This window comes from Streptomyces mutabilis (assembly GCF_014649815.1).
Classification (GTDB): Bacteria; Actinomycetota; Actinomycetes; order Streptomycetales; family Streptomycetaceae; genus Streptomyces; species Streptomyces mutabilis.
In genome coordinates this window covers 1-20,781 of the sequence record NZ_BMTT01000040.1, presented here as the reverse complement: position 1 = coordinate 20,781, position 20,781 = coordinate 1, and the positions used below count along the sequence as shown (strand labels likewise).

Annotated in this window: 17 protein-coding genes and 1 pseudogene; 4 read left to right on the top strand and 14 right to left on the bottom strand. The window is 66.7% G+C overall.

The features are described 5' to 3' along the window. Nucleotides 1–1,250 precede the first annotated feature (1,250 nt). Nucleotides 1,251–2,216 carry a protein NO VEIN domain-containing protein gene (locus IE142_RS34045; protein WP_225619991.1) on the bottom strand — a complete coding sequence of 322 codons (966 nt, stop codon included), beginning with the start codon at nt 2,214–2,216 and terminating at the stop codon, nt 1,251–1,253. A gap of 204 nt (nt 2,217–2,420) precedes the next feature. Between IE142_RS34045 and IE142_RS34040 the strand changes: the two genes are divergently transcribed. From IE142_RS34040 to IE142_RS34030, 3 genes are all read left to right on the top strand, one after another. Further along, entirely contained in the window at nt 2,421–4,517 is a 2,097-nt protein-coding gene (locus tag IE142_RS34040) for a DNA/RNA helicase domain-containing protein (protein ID WP_191889314.1), read from the top strand. A gap of 83 nt (nt 4,518–4,600) precedes the next feature. Then, nucleotides 4,601–5,950, top strand: a complete 1,350-nt coding sequence (locus tag IE142_RS34035) for a hypothetical protein (RefSeq protein ID WP_191889313.1) — start codon at nt 4,601–4,603, stop codon at nt 5,948–5,950. Nucleotides 5,951–6,146: 196 nt separating this feature from the next. Beyond that, nucleotides 6,147–6,383, top strand: a complete 237-nt coding sequence (locus IE142_RS34030) for a hypothetical protein (RefSeq protein WP_191889312.1) — start codon at nt 6,147–6,149, stop codon at nt 6,381–6,383. Nucleotides 6,384–6,772: 389 nt separating this feature from the next. Here the strand turns inward: IE142_RS34030 and IE142_RS34025 are convergent, their stop codons facing one another. From IE142_RS34025 to IE142_RS34000, 6 genes are all read right to left on the bottom strand, one after another. Then, entirely contained in the window at nt 6,773–7,396 is a 624-nt protein-coding gene (locus tag IE142_RS34025; RefSeq protein WP_191889311.1) for a hypothetical protein, read from the bottom strand. Continuing rightward, complete coding sequence (locus IE142_RS34020) at nt 7,393–7,920, bottom strand: RNA polymerase sigma factor (RefSeq protein ID WP_031022497.1); 528 nt, start codon at nt 7,918–7,920, stop codon at nt 7,393–7,395. The genes IE142_RS34025 and IE142_RS34020 overlap by 4 nt, the downstream gene beginning before the upstream one ends. Continuing rightward, nucleotides 7,917–8,198 (bottom strand): hypothetical protein, encoded by a 282-nt coding sequence (locus IE142_RS34015; protein WP_031022494.1) that lies wholly within the window; start codon nt 8,196–8,198, stop codon nt 7,917–7,919. Before IE142_RS34015 ends, IE142_RS34020 begins: the two co-directional genes overlap by 4 nt. Nucleotides 8,199–9,134: 936 nt before the next feature. Beyond that, a complete protein-coding gene (locus tag IE142_RS34010) occupies nt 9,135–9,596 on the bottom strand; it encodes a hypothetical protein (protein ID WP_191889310.1) in 462 nt (153 codons plus the stop codon). A 265-nt stretch (nt 9,597–9,861) separates the two neighbouring features. Continuing rightward, nucleotides 9,862–10,440, bottom strand: coding sequence for a restriction endonuclease (locus tag IE142_RS34005; protein WP_191889309.1), 579 nt, complete (start codon nt 10,438–10,440; stop codon nt 9,862–9,864). Nucleotides 10,441–10,560: 120 nt separating this feature from the next. Beyond that, nucleotides 10,561–10,746: a hypothetical protein gene (locus IE142_RS34000; protein WP_229831166.1), complete on the bottom strand. Its 186-nt coding sequence runs from the start codon at nt 10,744–10,746 to the stop codon at nt 10,561–10,563. A gap of 987 nt (nt 10,747–11,733) precedes the next feature. Between IE142_RS34000 and IE142_RS37725 the strand changes: the two are divergent. Next, a pseudogene (locus IE142_RS37725) lies at nt 11,734–11,961 on the top strand (helix-turn-helix domain-containing protein); the annotation flags it as partial. Nucleotides 11,962–12,119: 158 nt separating this feature from the next. Here IE142_RS37725 and IE142_RS33995 read toward each other — a convergent pair. The 7 genes from IE142_RS33995 to IE142_RS33965 form a co-directional block, all read right to left on the bottom strand. Next, on the bottom strand, nt 12,120–12,416 hold the full coding sequence (locus IE142_RS33995; RefSeq protein WP_030979366.1) for a hypothetical protein: 297 nt from the start codon (nt 12,414–12,416) through the stop codon (nt 12,120–12,122). Beyond that, nucleotides 12,413–12,610 (bottom strand): toxin-antitoxin system HicB family antitoxin, encoded by a 198-nt coding sequence (locus tag IE142_RS33990; RefSeq protein WP_229831164.1) that lies wholly within the window; start codon nt 12,608–12,610, stop codon nt 12,413–12,415. The genes IE142_RS33995 and IE142_RS33990 overlap by 4 nt, the downstream gene beginning before the upstream one ends. Before the next feature lie 729 nt (nt 12,611–13,339). Beyond that, the gene (locus IE142_RS33985) at nt 13,340–13,603 is read right to left on the bottom strand and encodes a hypothetical protein (protein ID WP_191889307.1); all 264 of its coding nucleotides are present in this window, start codon (nt 13,601–13,603) and stop codon (nt 13,340–13,342) included. 131 nt (nt 13,604–13,734) lie between these two features. Continuing rightward, a complete protein-coding gene (locus IE142_RS33980; RefSeq protein WP_191889306.1) occupies nt 13,735–14,208 on the bottom strand; it encodes a hypothetical protein in 474 nt (157 codons plus the stop codon). Nucleotides 14,209–14,216: 8 nt separating this feature from the next. Then, on the bottom strand, nt 14,217–17,948 hold the full coding sequence (locus IE142_RS33975; protein ID WP_229831162.1) for a GDSL-type esterase/lipase family protein: 3,732 nt from the start codon (nt 17,946–17,948) through the stop codon (nt 14,217–14,219). Nucleotides 17,949–18,347: 399 nt separating this feature from the next. Next, entirely contained in the window at nt 18,348–19,238 is an 891-nt protein-coding gene (locus IE142_RS33970; RefSeq protein WP_191889305.1) for a hypothetical protein, read from the bottom strand. 30 nt (nt 19,239–19,268) lie between these two features. Beyond that, complete coding sequence (locus IE142_RS33965; protein ID WP_191889304.1) at nt 19,269–19,715, bottom strand: hypothetical protein; 447 nt, start codon at nt 19,713–19,715, stop codon at nt 19,269–19,271. Nucleotides 19,716–20,781: the final 1,066 nt, after the last annotated feature.

Genomic DNA, 20,781 nt, shown 5'->3' with positions numbered 1-20,781 from the left:
CCCCGCGGAGCGGGGGCCCTCCGGGCTGCGCCCGGAGGCAGCGAACCCCCGCGCTGCGCGCGGGGGTTGCGCTCCCGCTCCGCGTGAGCGCTGCTGCTCGCTGCGCGAGCAGCCCACCGGCCCGGCTGCGCCGGGCCGGTGACGCTCCGTCCGCTGCGCTCCCGGAGCGGTGGCCTGCGCTGCGCTACGACCACTCGGGGCGCATCGCGCCCCGAAGGCCGGCCCCGCTGCGCGGTGCCGTCAACGGGCCTGCGGCCCGGGCAGCGAGGGGAGGGTGACGCTGGCCCTGCATCAGGTGATGGTCCACGCAGCTTCGGCAGAAGTCGGCCGCCCCTGTGCTTCAAAGTGAAGCACCAGACAAACTCTGGAACCAGCTCCTACCCCGGAGCAGTACGCCCTAGCGGGTCTGCTGTCTCCTTCGATATTCGGTAATGACCCACTACGGAATGCGCTGATGCCTACCTCCTTCGTAGAGTTATGAGGCTGCGAGTGAGTTACGTTCCGCTTGCCTCTGGTGCTTATCTGTAGCGTTAGCGTCTGCCCAACTTGTTTTAGGGTAAAAAAATAGGCCTCGTGGGCTTCACGGGGCTTCGTCAAGTTGGGAAGTGGTCAGCCTAGATAGTCGAGGATATATTCAATAACAGTGATGAACCTATTGAGAAGGGCTATGCCAGTAAGACCCTTCCTGAGCAGTTCTCTCGCCGTGTATCTGGGCCGGCTGCGCTTCTTCTGCTGCTCCTCCTTGCTGAGCTGGCCTTCCTTATTCTGACTGTCATTACTTATGGTGCTCCTTTATTTACTCATAGTAGTTGTTTTTGGGCAAAACTATGCCGGAGGGTGGTGGCCTCCGGCGCAAAAACAGGTGTAGCTATGGTTCGTGTAACGCTTGGCTTGGTGGTACGTCTCGCCCGTTCTCTTTATATGGTAACACGAGAATGGGGCTTCTGTCGACCCGTCAGGTCCCCTCAAGGAGGGGCTTGAAAGGCTCCTCGATGCCCTTCTGCTTGCTGTCTATGACAGTCTATCAGGCCCCTCTGACAGAGCCCTCGATGGAGGGTCCTTGTGCTTCTGGAATCAGTTAAGCAAATCCTCCCCGGGGGCACAACCAATTTACGTTTCCTTGCACGCAGGGGCTGGGGACGCGGGGGTGGGGACATGGGGGCGAGTGGCACAATGTGGTTCTCCGGCCGCAGGACAGGTGACCGGGCGTCAGCCCATCGACTCGCTTCCTGCGGCCGGAGTCTGTGCACTCAGGAGGTGAGGCTGGGGAGGCGGTACTCGTACTTGCGGGGCCGGAGGTCCTCTTCGGCCGGCTCCCAGTCTGGGTAGTGCCAGACAGTGCCGCCGCTCGCGGTGTAGGGATCGGTGGCGGTGTCGACCTTGATGTCGCTGACGACGTAGAGGTCGACGGTGTTGTCCTTGTCCCTGGCGTGCAGGACCTCGTTGATAGTCAGTTCAACGCTGGTGGCGGCCCCCGTGGTGCCCTTGACCTCGACGTGGCGTTCCTCGGTGCCGCGGGTGCAACGCAGGTCGTAGGGCTTGCCGAGCTTCTCGACCGTCCAGCCCCGCTTCTCGTAGTGGGCGGTGGCGCGCTGCTCGGCGTGTTCCTCGATGGCTTTGCGCTTCTTCGGGTCGGAGATGTAGCCGGCGCCGCGGCGGCGCCGCTGGGGCTTCTTCTTGCCCTCGACCTGTTCGGCGGTGAAGCCGGGGGACTGGTCCAGGGGCACTTCTTCGGGATCGTCGGTGTCGAAGGGGATGCCGGCGAGCTCCAGCAGGGGCTGGGCCGGCATCTGGACGAGTTTGCCCATGCCGCGGTCGGTGCCTGAGCGGCGGATGGCGTCGCTGCCGGCTTCGGTGAGCGGGCCTTCGGGGCCGAGGGGGACGTTGTCGAGTTTGGCGAGCGGTTCGATGCCGAAGCGCTGGGGGTACTTCAGGCGTCGTTCGGCTTCCTCGTCGGGCCAGTGCCAGGCCGTGCCTTCGTAGAAGCCGCCGCGGACCTGGAAGAGGTAGAGGGTGGCGGTGTTCTGCAGCCAGTCCTCGAGCTGGACACGGGGTGAGGCTCCGGTGGCCAGGACGGCGAACTTCGGTCGTGCGTTGTCGTATTCGGGTTTCTTCTCCGGGAAGCCCCAGGAGAGGGTCTCGATGCCGTGCTCGAGGTTGCGCTGGGACTCGGTGCTCTGGCCGACGTGGACCATGACGAACGTCGAACTCTTCATGCAGGGCATCATAAGCATGGCACTATCGAGTGGTCGATAGTTTTTCAGTTTTGGCCTTCGGGTGGGCGGGTGAGCTGGTGTGCGGGATAACTCGGCCAGGTGAGAGGGTTGTTGAGGCAGCACAACGGTCAAGAGGGATGGACCGGCGAGGGCCGGCGGGCTCGCACAGCGGTCGCCGAGACAGCCGGGGCAGGGGGGAAGAGCATGTCCGAGCAGGTTCCGCGTCCGCGCACGGCCGTCGTCGGCGAGGTGCAGGAACTCCGCGACGCCGCAAGAGCTGTGCGGGCTCCGGTGGGCGGGGAGCCCGTGGCGGCCGGGGCAGTCGCGTGCGTGGCGGCGGGCCGGGTCGGCGAACTCGCCGCCCGCCTCGACGACGCGTCCTTCTTCGCCCGGTGCGCGGACCGGTACCGTGGGGCCGGCTTCGGAACGCCGGGCGCCGCGGAGGAACGCAGCTGGCGCAGGAGTTGGCCGCCGTTGTTCGCGGCGCTGGAGCGTGCCGGGCTGAAGGACCTGCAGGTGTATCTGGAGTACGCGACGCCGGGCGGCGGGCGGCGTCTGGACGCGCTGCTGGTGGGTGCCGCGCCCGGTGGCGGGCTCGGGCTGGTGGTGGTCGAGCTGAAGCAGTGGCAGAGCTGCCGCGTCCTGGATGCGGAGCGGGTGATGCGCAGCGATGGGGTGGTGACGGCTCATCCGGTCCATCAGGTCGCGGCCTACCGCAGCTTCTTCACGCACTGGCGGCCCGCGAGCGCCCCGGTGCTGGACGTGCGGGCGGTGGTGGTGCTGCACAACGCCACCGCCAGTGAGGGAGCGGTGCTGTCGGCTGGTGCGGGCGCGGACACCCTCGGTGTTCCGGTGCTGACCGGGCAGGAACTGTCCCAGCCTGCCGGGGTCCTGGCTCGGTGGCTGCGGTGCGGGGACCTGTCGGCGCCGGACGCCGGGCAGGTCGCGGTGTTCGAGGAGATCAGGTGGCAGCCCTCCAGCCGGCTCCTCGACCATGTCGGTGCCGTCCTGGACGGCCATCGTGCCTTCGCCCTGGTCGGCGACCAGCAGGACGCCTTCGTGGCCATCCGCCACGCCGCTGGCCGCCACCTGCCCGCCGGCCACGGCGGGACCCCGGCCGCGGACAGCGGCGGCGGGCGTGAGGGGGCCGTCATCACCGTGAGCGGTGGTCCGGGCAGCGGCAAGACCGCGCTCGCCGTGCGGCTGCTCGGCTACCTCATGCGCCAGCACCCCCACACCCGGCCGCGTTTCATCACCCCGTCCGGCACCCTGCGCGCCCACCTCCTGGACGCCGTCCGCGGCCACAGCGCGGCCCGCGAACTGTTCCCCTCCGCCGGCTCCCTGCGCAGCACCGCCCGCCACACAAGCGCGCTCGTCATCGACGAAGCCCAGCGCATCAAACGAGGCAGCACCCGCGGGCTGCCCCCGGACCTGGCCGCTGTCCTCGAGCACGTCCCGCTCGCCGTCATCTTCCTCGACGAACGCCAGATCATCCGCCCCGACGAAGGCACCACCGTTCCAGAGATCCGCAACGCCGCCCGCGCCATGGGCCGCGCCCACCAGCACCTGGAACTCACCGGGTCCTTCAGGTGCAGCGGCTCAGCCGCCTACACCGCCTGGGTCGACGCCCTCCTGTACGGCACGCCCCAGCCCTGGAGAGGGCATAGCGGCTACGACCTGCGACTGGCCGACGACCCCTTCCAGCTCCAGCAGAACATCGAACACGCCACCGCGCGCGGGCACACCGCACGCACCACAGCCGGGTTCTGCTGGCCCTGGACCCGCAACCGGCCCCGCGGCGCCACCACCCTCCCCCTCGACATCACCATCGACATCCCCGCCGGTCCGGACACCCCTGCCCGGACCTGGAAAGCGGCCTGGAACGCCGCGACCGCGCTCACCCACCCCGACAACGGCCAGCCCCTCGCCCCGCACAGCCAGCTCTGGGCCAGCCACACCGGCGGCCACCAGCAGATCGGCTGCATCTACACCGCCCAAGGCCTCGAATACCACACCGCCGGCACCCTCATCGGACCCGACCTCACCTGGGAAAACGACCACTGGGAAGCCCACCCCGGCGAAAGCCACGACGCCACCCTCCGCGGCCTCACCCCCAACCAGTACCTCCCCTACGCCCTGAACACCTACCGCGTCCTCCTCACCCGCGGCACCCACACCACCCACATCCACACCACCCACCCCACCACCCACCACCTCCTCGCCAGCCTCATCCCCAAAAGCCCGAGGACGCATCACAGCGTGAGGCGGCACGACCAACTCAGGTGTGATGCAGATCACTGAAAGTCTTGAGAGGTAATTGCTGTTCTGTACTCAACCCGGGCCTTAGGAGTAGCAACTTCAATTCTCACTGAGCGGAGCATCGCATGGCCCTGATGTGCTACTCGAACCTTGATGACGACGACCGTGGCGGCACAACAACACTCGACGCGCTTCACTCTTCGCTAGAAGACTGGGTCCTCGAGTTGCTGATCAGGACTCAGAACCGCGCTGCCCGCCTGCCCGCGCACATCGGCCCGCCGCCCGAGATCCGTACACCTTGTGCCGTAACGCATGCTCTGCAGACGATCCAGCTCATCCGCTATGCGCAGGAACAATTGCTGGACAGAAACGCCTACCTTCGCTACCTGTGTCCTGACTGCCCCCGCGATGAGCCCACACGCTGCCCGGGCAGAAAACGGTCCCGCCGCTTCAAGGACGTGCACGAGGCTCTCCACGCGGTGCACACCCCACCGGCCCCCCTGTACGGCGAGACCTGGCTGGTGCAGGCGCGGCCTGCGGCCTCCAAGGTATTCGAACGGCTGTATCGGATGGCCGAACGCTGGCGGACATCCGTGCGTAGTTCAGCGGAGAAGCCCTCCAGTACGGCCCTCGTCAGCCACCTGTACGAGACGGCACGGACATGGAGAGACCGAGGGCTGCCTGACAACGCTGTGGACGTCGACGAGACGATCGACAGCCGTTTCGCCCGCGATGTCATGTTCGCTCTGATGCACACGAAAGACGACAGGCTGGAGACCACCGACGCCCGCCACTCTCCAGTGAACTTCATCGCCGCAATCTTGCGCATGTTCGCCGAGCAGCTCGGCGGCATGCAAGCTCCCGTCGCCCGCGAGGCTGTCATGGCTGCACTGGCGGCCCGCAACAGCGCCATCGAGGGCGACTGGGCAGCTGTGGATCAGTTCTCTCAGACCTGGCTCGGTATCAGCAACGCGGAACAGTGGCGGGCAGCCGTCGAAATGGCTCTTCTAGGTGACTGGGTTGATGTCCTCGGCCAACGGCTGAGCAAGGATCCCGAGATCATGGAGCTACTCTCACGTCATACCAACCGGGAGCATCGGTACCTGCAACCGTTGTGGCATCGACAGGCCCGCGGCCGCCCAGTGCGTCTCCTCGAGCACCCGGTGTCCCTCGGACTATCCCTGCGAGAACTCATCACCGATCACCGCCGCCCTGAAGATCACCTCATGCGAAGCGAAGTCGCGGACCCTCGCCTCGAAGCCGTACTGGCCCACCTGGCACCTTCGGAGAGGGCTGTAGCCATGACCTACGCAACACAGCGCGTAACTTGGACTCAGGCTGCGGCGGAAAGCGGAGCAAAGGATCCGCACGTCTACGGGGAACGGGTACGTCGCAAGCTCAAACGGCTGGGTAAGCGCCACGACCATCCTGCAGCGGCACACTCATCTCCCTCTGCGCCGCTGGCTAGCCGATGAACATCATCGGCGCGACAGCAGCCGAGATCCAGAGCATCGGTGCGGGTCAGGCCGGACTTGCGTCGCTTGCCTCTCCATCGGCGAACCTGACGCCCGCTGTCTGAGCCCTCTCCCCGAGACGCGGGGTGAAGGTAGTCCACGCTCCGCCACCCATCGCCCGCGGATCCGCCGCGTGCCTGATTCCTAGGGGGACCACGTGTCCACGCTTGCTCTGTTCACCCTGTTGATCGGCATCACTGTCGGCTTGGCGTTCGTCGGCAGTCTCAGCGTTCTCGTCTACCGCCGCCCGGCGCTGAAGGGTCCGATCACGGTCACGGTGACCACCGCCGGCGTTCTGGTCGCCTGCGCGGTCGCGGTGTTCGGCGTCGCGCAGGCCAGTACCCAGGTAGGCGGGGCCGGCACCGACATGACGGTGCCGCCATCAGGGCGTTGACCTGCCGTGGTCGGGCCTGTGGTCGGGGTACCGCCGCCCATGGTCGGGCGTGTGGTCGGGAAGTACGGCGGGAGGGAGGACGAGGGAGTGGGGTGCCGCTGGCAGGAGTTGCGCCTGCGCGCGGGTGTCCCCGGCCAGGGTCCCCGCGGCCTCGGTCTCCTTCCGCGAGACGACGTCGACGGGGTTCGAGCGTTGTGGCGGCTCATGTTCGTGAGCCGGTCTCTGCTGGATGCGTGAGTCGTTTTACGGTGCCGGGAATGCGACAGCGGCCCGCCGGTGGCGGGCCGCTGTCTCAACGAGTCGTTGTGCCCCAGCGTGAGGCACTCATGATGGGTCCGCCTATAGCGCGTCTCCGGTTTCCTTTGGGCATGGCAGAGGAGTGTTACGCATTAGCGTCGCCTTCCGTCTGTCATGCGATCAGGGTGCTGCAAGTACTCCTCGATTTCTCTCACCAGTTGCTTTGCGTCTTCGCTCAGCTCTGGGTTTGCTGCAGCGCTCAGCGCAAGTTGCACAGCTGCGAATGTGTGTGATCCAGCGTTTGTTCCACTGGCTTTCCACACATACAGTGCTGCACTGTCCAGTTCCGAAGACACTGGAGCATCGACTGACGAGTTCTCTTGTTCCTGCCTTTCGGCATGTAGGAGCTCAAGATAGTCCCGCGCGTCTTCGTCGCCTCGTTCTGCTGCCCATTGCCACCAGCGCAATGCCTGTTCGTCGCGGTCCAGGTAATCCAAGAGTTCCGCGATCCGGCGTGTTTCTTGTGCGGTGGTTTTGTGCGTGCACTCGCGTGCTAGCAGGAGTACGAGTTCGCTCTTGGCTTCAGTGTGCTCTCGGTCGTCTGGGCAGGGGGCGGGGGCCGGGGGCCAGCCGGCAGGCTGGCCCCCCTCCGCCTGTACCGAGTCCTCGGGTGTCCGAGGACTCTCAGAAAGAGCCTGCTCAGAGCGTTCGAGCAGGGCCCACACCGCGAGGAGCCGGATGGCGCTCTGCTGGTGTTCCTGGTCCCAGGTGCTCACGCGGTTCCCTCCTCGCCGGTCTCGTTGACGTACTTCTTCAAGTTCTTGACGGCCATACGGATGTAGCTCTTCACCGACTCCTCCTTAAGGCGCAGGCGCTTCCCGGCGTCTTCAGGACTGATGTCCTGGAGAACACACAAGGTGATGACCTGCCGCTGCCGGTCGGGAAGTTTTGCGACTAGTTCATCGATACCCTCTTTGATCATTTCGTAGGCGGCATCGGGAATACCGATCCGGGATTCCTGTTCGGGCAGTTCCTGCAGCGGTGCAGGGATGATGCGCCGGTTACGCCGGAACTGGTCGATGACCGCGTTCCTGACCGCAGTACGACCGTAGGCGGCCCGGTCACCGGGCCGCGCCACGATCTTTTCCCACGACGTGAACATGCGCATGTACGCGACCTGCACAGCATCTTCGGCGCTGTGCAGGTCGCCACCTGCCTCGGCCCGGGCGACGCGGTCGAACGCCGCGCTGGTCTCGAGGACGAACGCCTCGAAGTCCGTGCCCCGGTCGGCCTCGGTCACGCAGCCTCCCGCGTGACGATCGCCGCCTGGCCCTGCTCCGAGTGCTTGTAGAACAGCCAGGCCGGCTGCCCTTCCTCGAAGCGGGCCGCGGCCCCGCCCTCCGGCAGTGCCGCCGCCATCGCGATCATCGTCGCGCGCTGCTCGCGCTCCGCGCGAGCCCGCAGGTACGTCTTCAGGCACATCTCCACCGCGCTCTTGGTACGGCGCAGCGCGTAGTACGCCAGGAACATCAGCGGGAGCGAGATCCCACCCGCTCCCATCCACTCGAGCCAGGTCACAGACCGGCCTCCCATCATCGACTCGTTGGTGAGGGCGTTGACACCCTCACCCCCTTACACGCGCCGAGGGGCCCGAATCCGGATGCCCAAGGCCAACTTTTTTTCCACCACGCTCACTTGTCGCATTGAGCCCCCTCTGACCAGGAGAAACGCGAGTCCTCTTCCTTCGCCGCAGCGGCGGTAAGGACGGACGTGACGCCTGGGCTGGGGCCCGAGGGCTGGCCCGGCATCGGCGGTCAGTTCGGGGCTGGCCGGCGTCCATCGTGTGGGCGGCGGTCAGTGACCGGCGCGCGGTACGGACGGCGCCCAATCCGCTCCCACGAAGCGGGCCGCAAGGGCGCCGGCCACTCCGATGAACTCGACGGGCACGGCGAGCACCAGGGCGACGACGAGGAATCCACCAGTAGGTGCGGAGCCAGTTGACGACCGTCACTACCAGCGTGCCGCCAGCCGCGGCCGCCGCCGCGTAGGCGAGGAGCTGGGCGTCGCGCTGCTGCTGCGCGGAAGGGCCGCCTGGGCTGCCGCACGGGTGACCGCCGGCGGGTCACTGCTCCCACTGGATCGGGTACGACACCGTGGGACGCGCTGGGGCGCTCGCGCAGCAGGGACGTCGTCGAAGCGGATCGGGTACTGCGGTCGCGGAGTCTTCCCGTCACCGGGGGGAAACGTTCGCTGACTCCCCTCCGGAATCCGCGCCTCGCAGTCCCCTCGGTGCGGAACTGGCCGTCAGGTTCGCGGGAAGGGGCGCCCCTCGGGCGCCCCTCCTGCGGGCGGGCGTCTGCCGCTCGGTTCTCCCGAGCAGGCGCCAGGCGAGTCCGACGGGTCCCCGGGCGTCGCCGGGAATGGGCGGGGACCTGCCGGGCTCAGTGCTCCGTGTTCGGCTTCATGAGCGCATCCAGGTAGCGAAGGAGTCGGTGACGTCGAAGCGACGGCTTTTCAGTCGTAGAAGAAGAGCTCAAGGTCCTCGACGGATCCAGGCCCGGTGAGGAAGCCCTCAGCCTTCGCGATCTCGTCTTCGGGTGGCAGTTCACCTGTCAGGAGCTGCCGCATCCAGATTTCTCCTTGCTCGCCGACCGCGTAGATGCCAGACAGCAGTTCGGCCATGCCAGCAGGGTTTGGCGGGATCCCTCCGGCGATGGGTCGGAGCACCCATCCGCCTGATCGGGCCGCGAGCCGCAGTACCCCGGCCCAGTTCGCGATCCTCCCGATGCGTACATGCCACGAGTCCTCGGTGAACGGGGCCATCCGTCCGCCATGGAGTGGGTTGGTGGCGGCGCCGATGTCCTTGATGACCTGCCGTTCCACGGCGTCACGGACCCAGCGCCCCTCCTGCGCTTCTTCAATGGCGGCCTCCCACCACTTCCACCCGCCGTTGAGTCGGTCCGCGAATGTATCCATGTGGACAGGCTTCCATGTGAGATGCCGCAAGCGCCGAGGGGGCACCGATCAGTGGATCGCCCCATCAAGGAGACAGGCTGCAACCGACGCCGCCACTGATGTCGACGTCATCGTGTTCCCCACCCAGCGCCGATACCTCACAGAAGAACCGCTCCCTGGCTAGCCAGCGGCCTCTTGCGCCGCGTCGAGGAGCCTGCAGGTCGCTTCCGGACAGCCCTCATCCCGCTGCTCTGGAGATTCCGCGCCCGCTGGGCAAGGTGACAGGTCAGCTCAACGAGGTCGGGCGGCGCGGAGGCGGTACCGCCCGCAGGAGTTCCCACAGGGGGCGTGAGCCGGAGGCCCAGACGGCGAGGGTCTGTCGGTCGACGACGTGCAACCGCTGCTGCTTGGCGAACGTGACCGCCGGGCCGGTCACCCGGCCGTTCGTGACGAGGACCGCCACGTCGGCGCCGTGGACCTGGCGGGCGGTGCCGTTGAGGACCTGGAGGTCGGGTGTGCCCACCGGTGAGCCCTGGGCGCCGTTGCGGCGGTGCTTGCACTGGATCACCCAGCGCCGCCCGTAGGGGTCGGTGGCCTTCACGTCGGCGCCGAGGTCCCCGCGGCCGCCGACCCGCTGGGCGTCCCGGCAGCCGTCGCGGTGCATCAGCTCGCGGACCGCGTCCTCGAACCGGGAGTGGTGCAGTGCGTCCAGCTGCGGCAGACCGTAGCGCAGTCCTTGCGCCCGTACCGCGTCCCACTGGGCTTGCTGCTGGCGGCGGTATAGCCAGCCGGCGCCCACGAGGCCGGCCAGGGCCAGGAGGACGATGAGGACCCACCAGTGGGTGAGCAGCCAGTTGACGGCCATCACCACCGCCGTGATGCCTGCCGCGGCCGCCGCGGCGTAGGCGAGGAGCTGGGCGTCGCGTTGCTGCTGCCTGCGGGTGGGTCGCCGAGTGCGCCGAACGCGCGGGCGGCCGCCGGCGGGTCACCGCTCCCACCGGATCGGGTACGACACCGTGGGCCGCGGCTGCGGCGCCCGCGCCATGGGGGCGTCCCCGAAGCGGATCGGGTACTCGACCGTGGTCTGTGGCCGCGGAGTCTTCCCGTCACCGATGGAGATGTTGCTGTTGCCCAGGCCGATGACGGCCAGGGCCACCACGCTGAAGATCATCGTTTCCCGTCGGGCGCCCGGCGCCCACCGTGAATGCGCGCGAACCGGTGTTCCGTCGGAGCGCACGTACGACCGTACTCGAGGCATGCAGGCCTCCCCCTCGTCACAACTTCCCCCACACCAGGACATGCTGACACCGGGCACTGACAACGCGTCAGCAGATCAGCACCTGGGGTGATCAAGGAAGGGGAGAACAGGCCAGGTCAGACAGGACAGGGGCTGCACGCCTACCTCGGTGCCGTGCGGGGCAGAGGTGTTCATCTGGCGCATGTGGGGGTGGGAGTGTCGCGCTTGGGGTCCATCGCGCCGGGGAGCACCAGGCCTGTCTCGTCGTCGACTGCAGTGGTGAGGCGGCCCATACCGCTCTGGCTGGGTGCCTCTACTGCAAAGTGCGCCGTTCGCAGGGTAGACCGGTCGCCTTCTGTGCATTACTGAAAGTGTTCGGTCTCAATCGGAAACCAAACTGTTTTGCGATGGGCGGTACGCGAAAAGAGTCGACCAGTCTCAGGGTCGACTCTTTCGCGCGTCGTCTCGCGCGCCAACGCGATCGACGGAAAATCCCTGCTCAGCTGCGGTTGGGGCCTATGGGCAGGGTCGCCGGCGCTAGGGGCGGCAGCTACGCAGGATCGTGTCATCGCGCACGGTTACCGCGCAAGAAGCTGTGAGTCGAAATGAAATGTGACCGCCGTTCAGGCGAGGCCCCTGACATACGCGCTCCGTAAACCCGCTGGTCAAGCGTTGATTCGCGACGTCACATGCCGTAGCTGGTCTGCTTTTTTGCCCGGGCCGAAAATGCATCAACCCGCGGATGCTCGCGGCGGGTGGTTCGTAGCTGGCAGGATGCTGTGCGCGTAAAGCGGCAGCGCCAACTGCCGTTCCAGCAAAGTCGGTTGGGGCCGACTCCAGGCCGCATGAGCGGTCAACGGATAAAGGAGTACTGGGCATGGATCGTTTTTACGTGCGTCATGGGAAGCGGGGTGCGGGACAGTGGGGCGACCGGAAAAGCCTATCCCGGACCCTCTGAGTCCGGTGGGGAAGCTCGCCACGGCTCTGCGTCAGGGGCGGTTGCTCCACGGCCTGACCTACGACTCGCTCGCGAAGCAGACGCGCGCCTACAGCGCCGCGACACTGCAGCGGGCTGCGTCGGGCACGGTCATGCCCAAGCGGGAGGTGGCCCGGGCTTTCGCGCATGTGTGCGGCCTGGATGTCGACGAGATAGACCAGCTGTGGTTTGAGGCCTACCGCGCGCGCCAGCGCGGCCGGCCTGCCGTCGCTCAGGCACCGTCACCGCATCTCGTCAGGGACTTCCCCGATCTTGCCGACATGCGAGAGCCCCGGCCGAGGCGGGAGCAGGGCCGGGGCTGCGCGAGTGGTTACAGGTCCTGGACGGCGCGCAGGGCGGCGTCCACGCGGGCCATGGCCGCGGCGTCGACGGGGCCGAGGAGCTTGGCGCCGTCGAACCGGTCGAGGCGCAGCTGTGCGATGTTGACGGCGACGGCGGTGCACGGGAGAGGGTCGCCGATGACGACGGACATGGCGGTGTCGGGGTAGCGGCCGCTGTCGTGCAGCACGATCGCGAGGACCGCGCCGTAGGCCTCTTCCAGGCCGGTCAGGCTGATGATCAGGACGTTGCGGCCGTCAGGGAGCGACCAGATTTCCCCACGGTTCACAGGGTGTCGCCCTCGCCCGCCAGGTCGTCGCCGAGGCCGAGCGTGGCCAGCTGCTTCGCGGCATCGAGGGTGGCGGCACGGCGGGCTGCGCGCACGACGTACGCGTTCACGCTCAGGCCGGCCTCGGACGCGGCGGCCCGGATCGAGGGGGCGATGTCGTCCGGAACGCGCAGGGTCATCGTGGTGACAGACATGGTTGCAGGATAGCCACCGGTTTCTGGTGGCGTAAGGAGGTCGCGGGACGGATGCGCCCGCAAGCGAGGAGGACAGCAGCAGCGCACCCGTCGGCGCTTTACCCCGCGGAGTACCCCCGCGTCCGTGGGGGTGCTCCGGCGGACATGTTCTCCTTCACAGCCGCCGGGACGTCCTCCCCGCCGACGCGGGGGTGTTCCACCCATGACGGGGCCCCGTACCCTGACCAGCCCCGGCCACACTCCGAGACCAGTCAGCCCCGACTGGCACGTGCCGATCGGGGCTGACCTGAAGGTATGCGGTTGTGAAGGGCGGTCGCCTATGCGGTGAAAGGCACTGCAGGGCTTCAGCCGAACGATCTTCCCTACAGGCAATGGGTGAGGCCCGGGGGCGCTGTCCTCTCCACAACCACACCCCTGCCAACACCAACGCCCCCGCCCCCATCCCCGGCCCGGTGCGGGGGCTCGATGCGGGGGGCCTCCGCCCTGGCTCGGGGGATACAGAACGAAGGCCCCAGACCGAGTCTGGCACCGACGCGAGCACGCCGCCCGCCGCAGCCCCGCCTACCGGCCTTCCGCAACTATGGCTCCGGCACGGCAACGGCCCCGCCGCCGAAGGCAGCGGGGCCGCACCGCTCGTCACGCAGCCGGCTCGTGCGTCACCGCCTGGTCCGGACAGCCGACGACCACCTCACGCAGCACCGCCACCTCGGCCTCATCGGCCGACAGGGTTCAGCGGAGCTTCGTACCGGCCCACTCCCCGACGTACCGGCAGCACACTTCCACCGTCCGCGGCAGCCACTCGGCCGGGTCCTGATCGGACTTCGACCGGTTCGAGCGCGCGGTGACCGCCAAGCGACTGGCCGTCGCGCCCAGCGCCGACCAGGCGGAGGCGCCGCTGTCCCATGCCTCCGCGCGGGCCCGCGTGGTCGATGTCCAGGCCGGAGGCTGCGTCGGGTGCGGCTGGTCGCTGCGGCGCCGTCGGGCACTCACCATCGGGGGCGCCTTGTTGTCACGTCCTTTACCTTCCGCTGGCAGACCCGTTCCTGGTGGTAGTGGAGGTGCTGGAGGCCCAGGTGGTTGTCGCGGTCCATTGCAGCGTGACCAGGTCAGTCGGATGAACCGGATTAGACGGCGTCACAGTTCTTGACGGTGCTGGTCTTAGCGTGCGGCTCGCCGTGGGCATCCTCTCGGAACAGGACGGAGTAGCAGCGGTAGGCCCTGGAGTATGACGTGCCGAACATGCTGGTGTCCTTGTACTCCCCGAAGAAGCGGACAGTGGTGGCCAGCCGATCTCCCGACCGCTCGTAGGAGGTAAGCCTGCCGTCGTGCTGTTCTGCGATCCTGCGCGCTGCTTCCCTGCCGGGAGGGTATGGCGAGACCTCCAGCGCGTCACGGGCGTACGACTCGGCTAGGGCGGCTGTCCTGTTGAGGGCGTCTGCTTCGTTGCGCTCGTTCGCACGTTGCTGGCGGTGGTGCATGCCCATGAGGACCACGGACGCGATCAGCACTGCGACGATGGGGGCCAGGAGGACGGTGAGGCATCCAGGGGAGGGCACCGTGACGCGGAGCTTCCGCGTCACGGTGCCGTGATCAGACATGCTCGTACTCACTCGTCTTCTCGTGTGCCGGCTGCCATCGGGCCCACCGTCATGAAGGCTTGCGCGTAGGCGCTGGTCCCCGTCTGGTTCGGGTGGTAGCTCTCTCGGCTGAGGCAGGTGGCTCCAGTGAACCACCAGCAGAGCTGCGTGTTGTCGTCCCCGTGGTGGAAGTCGCCGTCGCCGTTCGGTCCGGCCACCACTCCGTTGATCCCTTCCGGCGAATCACAGATGCGCTTTCCCTCGAACGCCGACTGCGGAGACCGGTACCTCACGTTGTCTGCGCTCATGGCGAGTGCCAGCTCGCGCTGCTCGTCCTCGAAGTACTTGGCCATGTCGTTCAGAATGATCCGCTGGGATGCACTCACCAAGGTCGAGCACGCCTGGGTACGGCTGAAGAGCAACGGGTAGCCCATGAGCGAAATTGTCGCGTTCGGCGCATGGGCGTGGATCTGTTCCAGCACTGTGCGAGTCTCAGTCACAGCAGCGTCGATGTCTGCCTTCATCGAGGCTTCTGACGGGCACCCCTCCATGACACAGGTTTGGATCTTGTTGTCGAATTGCGCGTCATTTCCACCGATGGTCAGCATGACCAGCGTGGTGTCCTCGCTGAGCGCTCCCGAGTCGATCTGGGTCTTCTCGTGGAAGTTCCCGTCCCGGCCCCAGGCGCTAGGGTCTCCCTCGGTCATCTGCCACGTTTTGGCTCCGGAGCATGCGATGAACTGGAAGGCCAGCGCCGGGTCGAAGTTGTCCGCAAGCGCACCAACGGTCTTCGTCTGACCCGGGAGTGTCACCTTGCGCGGCCAGGAGTTGTCGCTGCGCCGGCAGGCGTTCCAGTCGCTCTCGCCGTGGTCTCTGTCGGATTCGTGTGAGTAGGCTCCGGCTCCCTCGCCGGAGGTGTAGGAGTCGCCCATGGCGACGACCATGTGCTTGGGCTTGCCTGCCAGCGGCTGGAAGGCGACGGCGTCCCAGGCGACGTCTTCGTCGGCGGTGCCGTCGGCGGTGGTGTTGGTCAGCTGCACTTGCGGGGTGCCGGTGAAGCGGTAGACGCCGAGTTCCACCCAGGTGTTGGCGCTGAAATGGGTGTTGACGTAGCGGTGTCGGTCGCCGCCGGCGACTCCCTTGATCACGTAGTGGGCCTGCTGAGTGTGTGCGCCGGTGTCCGGTTGGTGTGCGAAGACGCGGGTCCACTCGACGTTGCGGTCGAGGGTCCAGGTGCCGTCGATGGTCATGCGGCCGCCGGGACCGCCGAGATGGGCGGTGTCGCGGGTGTGCGTGTACCAGAAGTGGCCGCCTTGCCCGCCGCCGATCTGGTGCAGGTCTCCCTTGGCCTCGTACTGGCCAAGCCCTGGCCCGGTCGCCGCCGGGTTGGGGTGGAAGGTGAACTGAAAGTGGCCGGCGTCGGTGTCGGAGTCTCCGCAGGTGCTGTAGGTCGCAGTGTTGTCAGGGATGGACTCGACGATCAGCGCTCCGGCGGGAGCTGCACCGCACTCCGGTGTGCCGTACTGCAGTCGGGTGCCGCGGCCGGGTTCTGCGCGCAGCGTGACGTACTTGATGTTTTCGTGGCCGCAGTCGGCGTCGCAGTTCGCCTTCCAAGTTACGTTCGCGCCGCGCCACCAGTACGTTTCGTAGCACTTCGCGTCGGGGCAGTCCGGCGGGTTGGCGGCGTTGCAGTTGTTGGTGGCGTTGCAGAAGGCGTCCAGTGGCGGCTTGATCCTGTCGCGCTGTCCGGGGTTGTTCCACCAGGCGGGCCGGAAGCCGGCGGAGTCGTAGCCTGACTCGCCGGGCCAGTCCTGCCGTCCGGAGGTGGCGTAGGAGTAGCCGGTGTCCATGGACCAGGCGGCCCAGCCCATCACTTTCTCCTGGTAGGGCCAGTTCTGGGGCTTCGCTGCGTGCCGCGGATCGGTCATGAACGGGTCCCGCGAGGGCGGGTAGAACGGGTTCGCGGGGTTGTTGTACCAGCCCAGCCCCCACGGCTTGCCGTCACCCTTGTTCTCGTTGAAGCCGAGGTTGTAGTTCCACAACGCGGCGAACCAGTTCTCGGGCTTCGACGGGTCGTCGTTGTTCACGGTGATGGTCTGCCCAGGGGTGTGTACCTGGTTCCACTTGTCCGCGAGGATGTACATGGACGCGGCGATGTTGACCGCATAGTCCAAGGCGACGGCCTTCTGCTTGGTCGGGGACAGGGATGTCTCGCCGGGCTTCTCGTAGCCGGCGAGGCGCATGCCGTCAGTGACCTGGCCGACTCCGTAGCCGCAGTCGGACTCGTGCCAGCGGATCTGCCAGTACGCCTCGGAGGTCTCTCCCTCGTGGCCGTAGAAGCCGGCGATCGCTGCTTGAGGGTTGCCCATCTGGCCGGGGATGGCGCCGCCTTCGGCCTGCCACAGGTTCGACTCCTGGGCGAGTACGCCGAGCAGCACCTGGGCGGGGATGCGCCCGCCGCCCTTCAGCTCGGGGGCCGGAAAGAGTCCCTGGGGGTCGACGGTGCCCAGTCCCAACTGGGAGCGCCAGCCTCCCTGCGTGATCCACTGGGAGCGCAGCTCGCCGCGGATTGCCATGTTGACAGCCCATTCGACCTGGTTCGAGGTCGGCTGGAGCGCGAGCGCCTTGACGTCGTTGCGGGGGATGGAGCACCAGCGGTCGGTGTCCACCGGGTTGTGCGCCCGGTCGTCGGCCGCCAGTGCGGCCTTTCCGGATGCCTGCTCCGTGTCGGCGGCTGTGCGCAGGGCGGGTGATAAGAATCCCTTGCCCGTGTCGCTGGTTGTGTCGGTGACCGCCTGGGTGATCTTCTCACCGGTGGCGGTTGCGACACTGGTGAGGGTCAGCGGGGTGGCGCTGTCCCGCGTGGGGTCTTCAGTAGTGCGGGCTCGCGGCGTGGGTTCTGCCTTGGTGAAGCCCTTGCCCGCGTTGCCGATCCTGTCCAGGCCGGCGCGTATCCCGGGCATGAGGACGGGGCCGACGGCCAGTCGGCCGTGGGTGGACACCTCTGTGTCTGCCGGAACGTCCAGGCGGGTCACTCCCGTGCCGGCAAGGTTGGCGTCTGTGGTGTTTCCGGTGAGGAATGCCTGGCCGTCAGTTCCCTGTCGGAGGGCCAGGTCGCCGAGCTTGCCCGTCGCGAGCAGTGACGGCCTGTTTCCCTGCTTCCATATTTTGGCGTGAGCGGTGGTGTCCTTGCGGTCGAGGAAGGCGATGCCCTGGCTGGTGGGGCGGATGTCGAACGGGACCTCGTTCGTGGAAGCCAGCCTCTTGAGGCTGCTGCTTGCCGGGTCAACGTGCACCAGGCGGCGGCCGTGGGCGGCGACGAGTCCGTCCGTGGTGGGAACGGCGGAGGTCACCTGACCAGTGACAGAGGTGTCGCTGGTCGTCGTGCCGCTGGTGTTGACGGTGAGGAGCCGGGTCTTGGTGTCGCGGAAGGCGGTGAAGGCGGCCGTGCGGGTTTCGGAGTTGCACGAGGGGTCGAAGTAGGCCAGTGATCCGGTGAAGGGGAGCTTTGTCACCTGGCCGGACTTCAGGTCGACGACTGCGGTGAATGCTCCGCCCCGCATGAGGTCTGGCTTGTTAGTGAATGTCCGCGGTGCGTAGACGACCGCAACGTGATCCCGGTCCATGACACAGGAGTTGCCGATCCATGAGTCGGCCGGCATACCGGGCTCGGCCAGTGTGGCAGCGGTGCGCCATTGGTAGGCGTCCTTGCTGTCCGCGACAAGGATCTTGAATCCGTCGTTGTCTGCCGCTGTGGTCACGGCCCGGTCCATTGAGGTGTTCCAGCTCTTTCCGAGCTTCTTGCCGGGGTTGGGCACACGCGTCGGCGCGTCGGGCGACGGGCTGCCGGCCGGCCGCGGTGCCGGCTTCGTGTCAGGAGCACTGGAGTCGGCGAACGCTGGCGTGGCCTGTATGAGCCCGGTCAGGACCGCTGTGGCCGCGAGGCCAGCGATCCCGGCAGAGGCGAATCTTCGAGTTTTCAACTATTCTTCTCCAAAAGTGCCTTCCGGCCAGAGGCGTCGGTCGGCGATGGCTGACGCTCTACTGGTCCCGGCAAGTACACGGCCGGAAATCCGCTCCAGGAGGCCCATGACGCCTTACCAGCGTCATGGGCCGTCATGCTGTGGATGAGTCAAGCTTGGAAAGTAGCTGTGGTGGGGCTACCGCGCTGCTGCCTTCGCCTTTGCGACGACTGCCCTGGTACCGGCGGCCACCTGGTTCAGCTCGTCCTCATGCTGAGCGATAGATGTCTGCTGCAGCTTGGCTTCGGCGTCGAACCACGTCTTCTCGACCTGGTGCTTATCCCGGCAGGCGACATCGGCCTTGGCTGTGGCGATCTCCGTGTCAGTGACCGTCGATGGGTCGCTGAACTGCGGATCGTCGTTGGCGTCCATGGGCTTCACGTAGTCGTAGCCCTTGTCTTTCATGCACGACGACCACTGAGCGAATGCAGCGACGACCTTGGGGTCTCGTTCGGCCTGGCGGAAGGCGTCACCGCCGATCTGTTGCACGAGGTCGTCGGCAGGGAGGGCTGGCACAGTGCCATCGGCCTGGGCCACACAGTTGCGCAGCGAGCCCTCGTCGGCGTTCGACTCGTCGACTGCGCCTTCTTCCATGGCCGCGTCGTAGGCCTTCTGCGCTTCGGCGTCAGGGTGGTACCCGCGCTCGGCTGCCTTCGTGGCGTCGTGGATACCGTAGCGCCAGTCGGTCAGTGTCTTTCCTCCGATGGCTGGCAGATCGGGGGCCGGAGTCCACTCCGGGTAGCCAGCGTCAGCCATACAAGCATCAATCGTCTCATCCCGGTTGCTGGATACGAGCCGGTGCTCCGCTTGGGTCGGCAGGTAGGCCTCGATGGGCAGCTTCCAGGTGGCCGGATCGTCGGGGTCGCCCACCGTGGCTTTGGCAACCGGCTGCTGCGGCGCGGTGGCAGGAGTACGCGACTCGCGAGGGCTCTCAGGCCATGTCGCGGCGAGTGCCACAGCTCCGACGGCCACGGCGGCAAGCGCCGGGACCGCGATTAAGGTGATCTTCTTGTTCTTCTGCTGACTCATGTCACTCTCCTGCTGGCGCGGCCGCGTATATCAGGACGATGTCCACTCGAACGATGCATTTTCGTTGTAGACGTTCCGGAATCGAGCAATGCTCTGGCCGGGTCCCATGATGTCCGCCGGGCCTTTGTAGCCGCTGTTGTAATGCACATTGGCCATGTACTTGTAGTGATCGTTCTCGGCCGATGCCGCATTGTTCTTGATTCTCTGCCCGGATCCGGGCCACGGGCTGCTGGCACCGATCTGGCAGAATTTGAGCGGGTACGCTCCGGGGTCGCTCCCGCCCGGCCGGACTGCGTTGAAGTCCCAGACCGAATAGCCGATGTTCCGCCACGAGCCGTTCATCCCGGAGTTGTAGTAAATGTGGAACTTGAAGGCAGAGCTTGAGGGCCACTCCTGACACGCCTCCATGCTGTGAAGGTTGGCGTCATCGCCGCTGCCCGCATGTGCGGAACCTGGCATGGACAGCGTCAGAGCCACAGCCGCACAGACACCCGACAACGTTGTGCGCATGAATCTCAACGACATTCTGGCACTCCCCTTTGGCTACTAGCGCGCCGTTCCAACCCGAAAGGTGCTGCGATGCAGGCTTCAGTGCCGGCGCACGCACTGCAGCGCTCCCTCGAACCCTCGGGTCCTCACCTCGCAGTCACACGGACGCGCCCGGGCCGACTGAAGCATCCCCTTTACGAAAAGCAAAGGAATAGTGCGCCGGTGCCGCATACTCTCGCCATCGCCGCCCTCCCCTAGCGCCTACCTGACCGCGATCGGTGAAGAGCATATGCAGATAGTGCGCGAATCAATAGAGTCACAAGACGCATGAAAGCGACATACGGGAAGCGATCGGGTGCCACTTTCACGTCACCCGAGGGTCTGGTGGACAAGCAACGGAAGGACCGACTGCTGCCGCCACCACCTCACATGCACCCGCAGCCAAGGAAGGGAGCGGGGGCCTTTCAGCCATTCGGTGCACAAGAGCCAGCGACAGCGGCGAGTATATTTGGAGGCGCGACTTCCGGAAGGATACGTCCGGCAGCCCAACGGGCGCTGGTTCACCGCGGAGACGCTTGCAAACCACATCCTCACCGGACGTGGTTCCTTGATTTCTGATGGTCAAGCAGGATTCAGCTCGGGCCGGGGAGCTTGCGACTGGGCACCGGAAGCACCGACTCTCCCTCGGAAGTACTGGTTACTTCCAGCCCCTCTCCGCGACCAGATCGAGGGTGGGGGCGGGGCGAGCGTGCGCAGCACGCAGTCGGGCGCGCAGCGTCCGACGTCCCGGCCCCACCCGGGCGTGAGCGCGCGCAGCGCGCGGTCCGGGGCGCGCAGCACCCCGGACACGCCCCCGGCGGCTCGGCGGCCGGGCCCCGGCCCGCTACTCCGACTGAGATGCAGAAATCTAACGGGCTACCAGAGCGGGCCCCTCGCTGCGCCCTGTCGTCTCAGCTCCGCCTGTACGCCCGTTGCCTCTCAACGGACAGAGCTAGGGTCCGTCTTCAAAGATCATCGGGTGACGGATCATGGTGGAGTGATACGCCGCCATGAA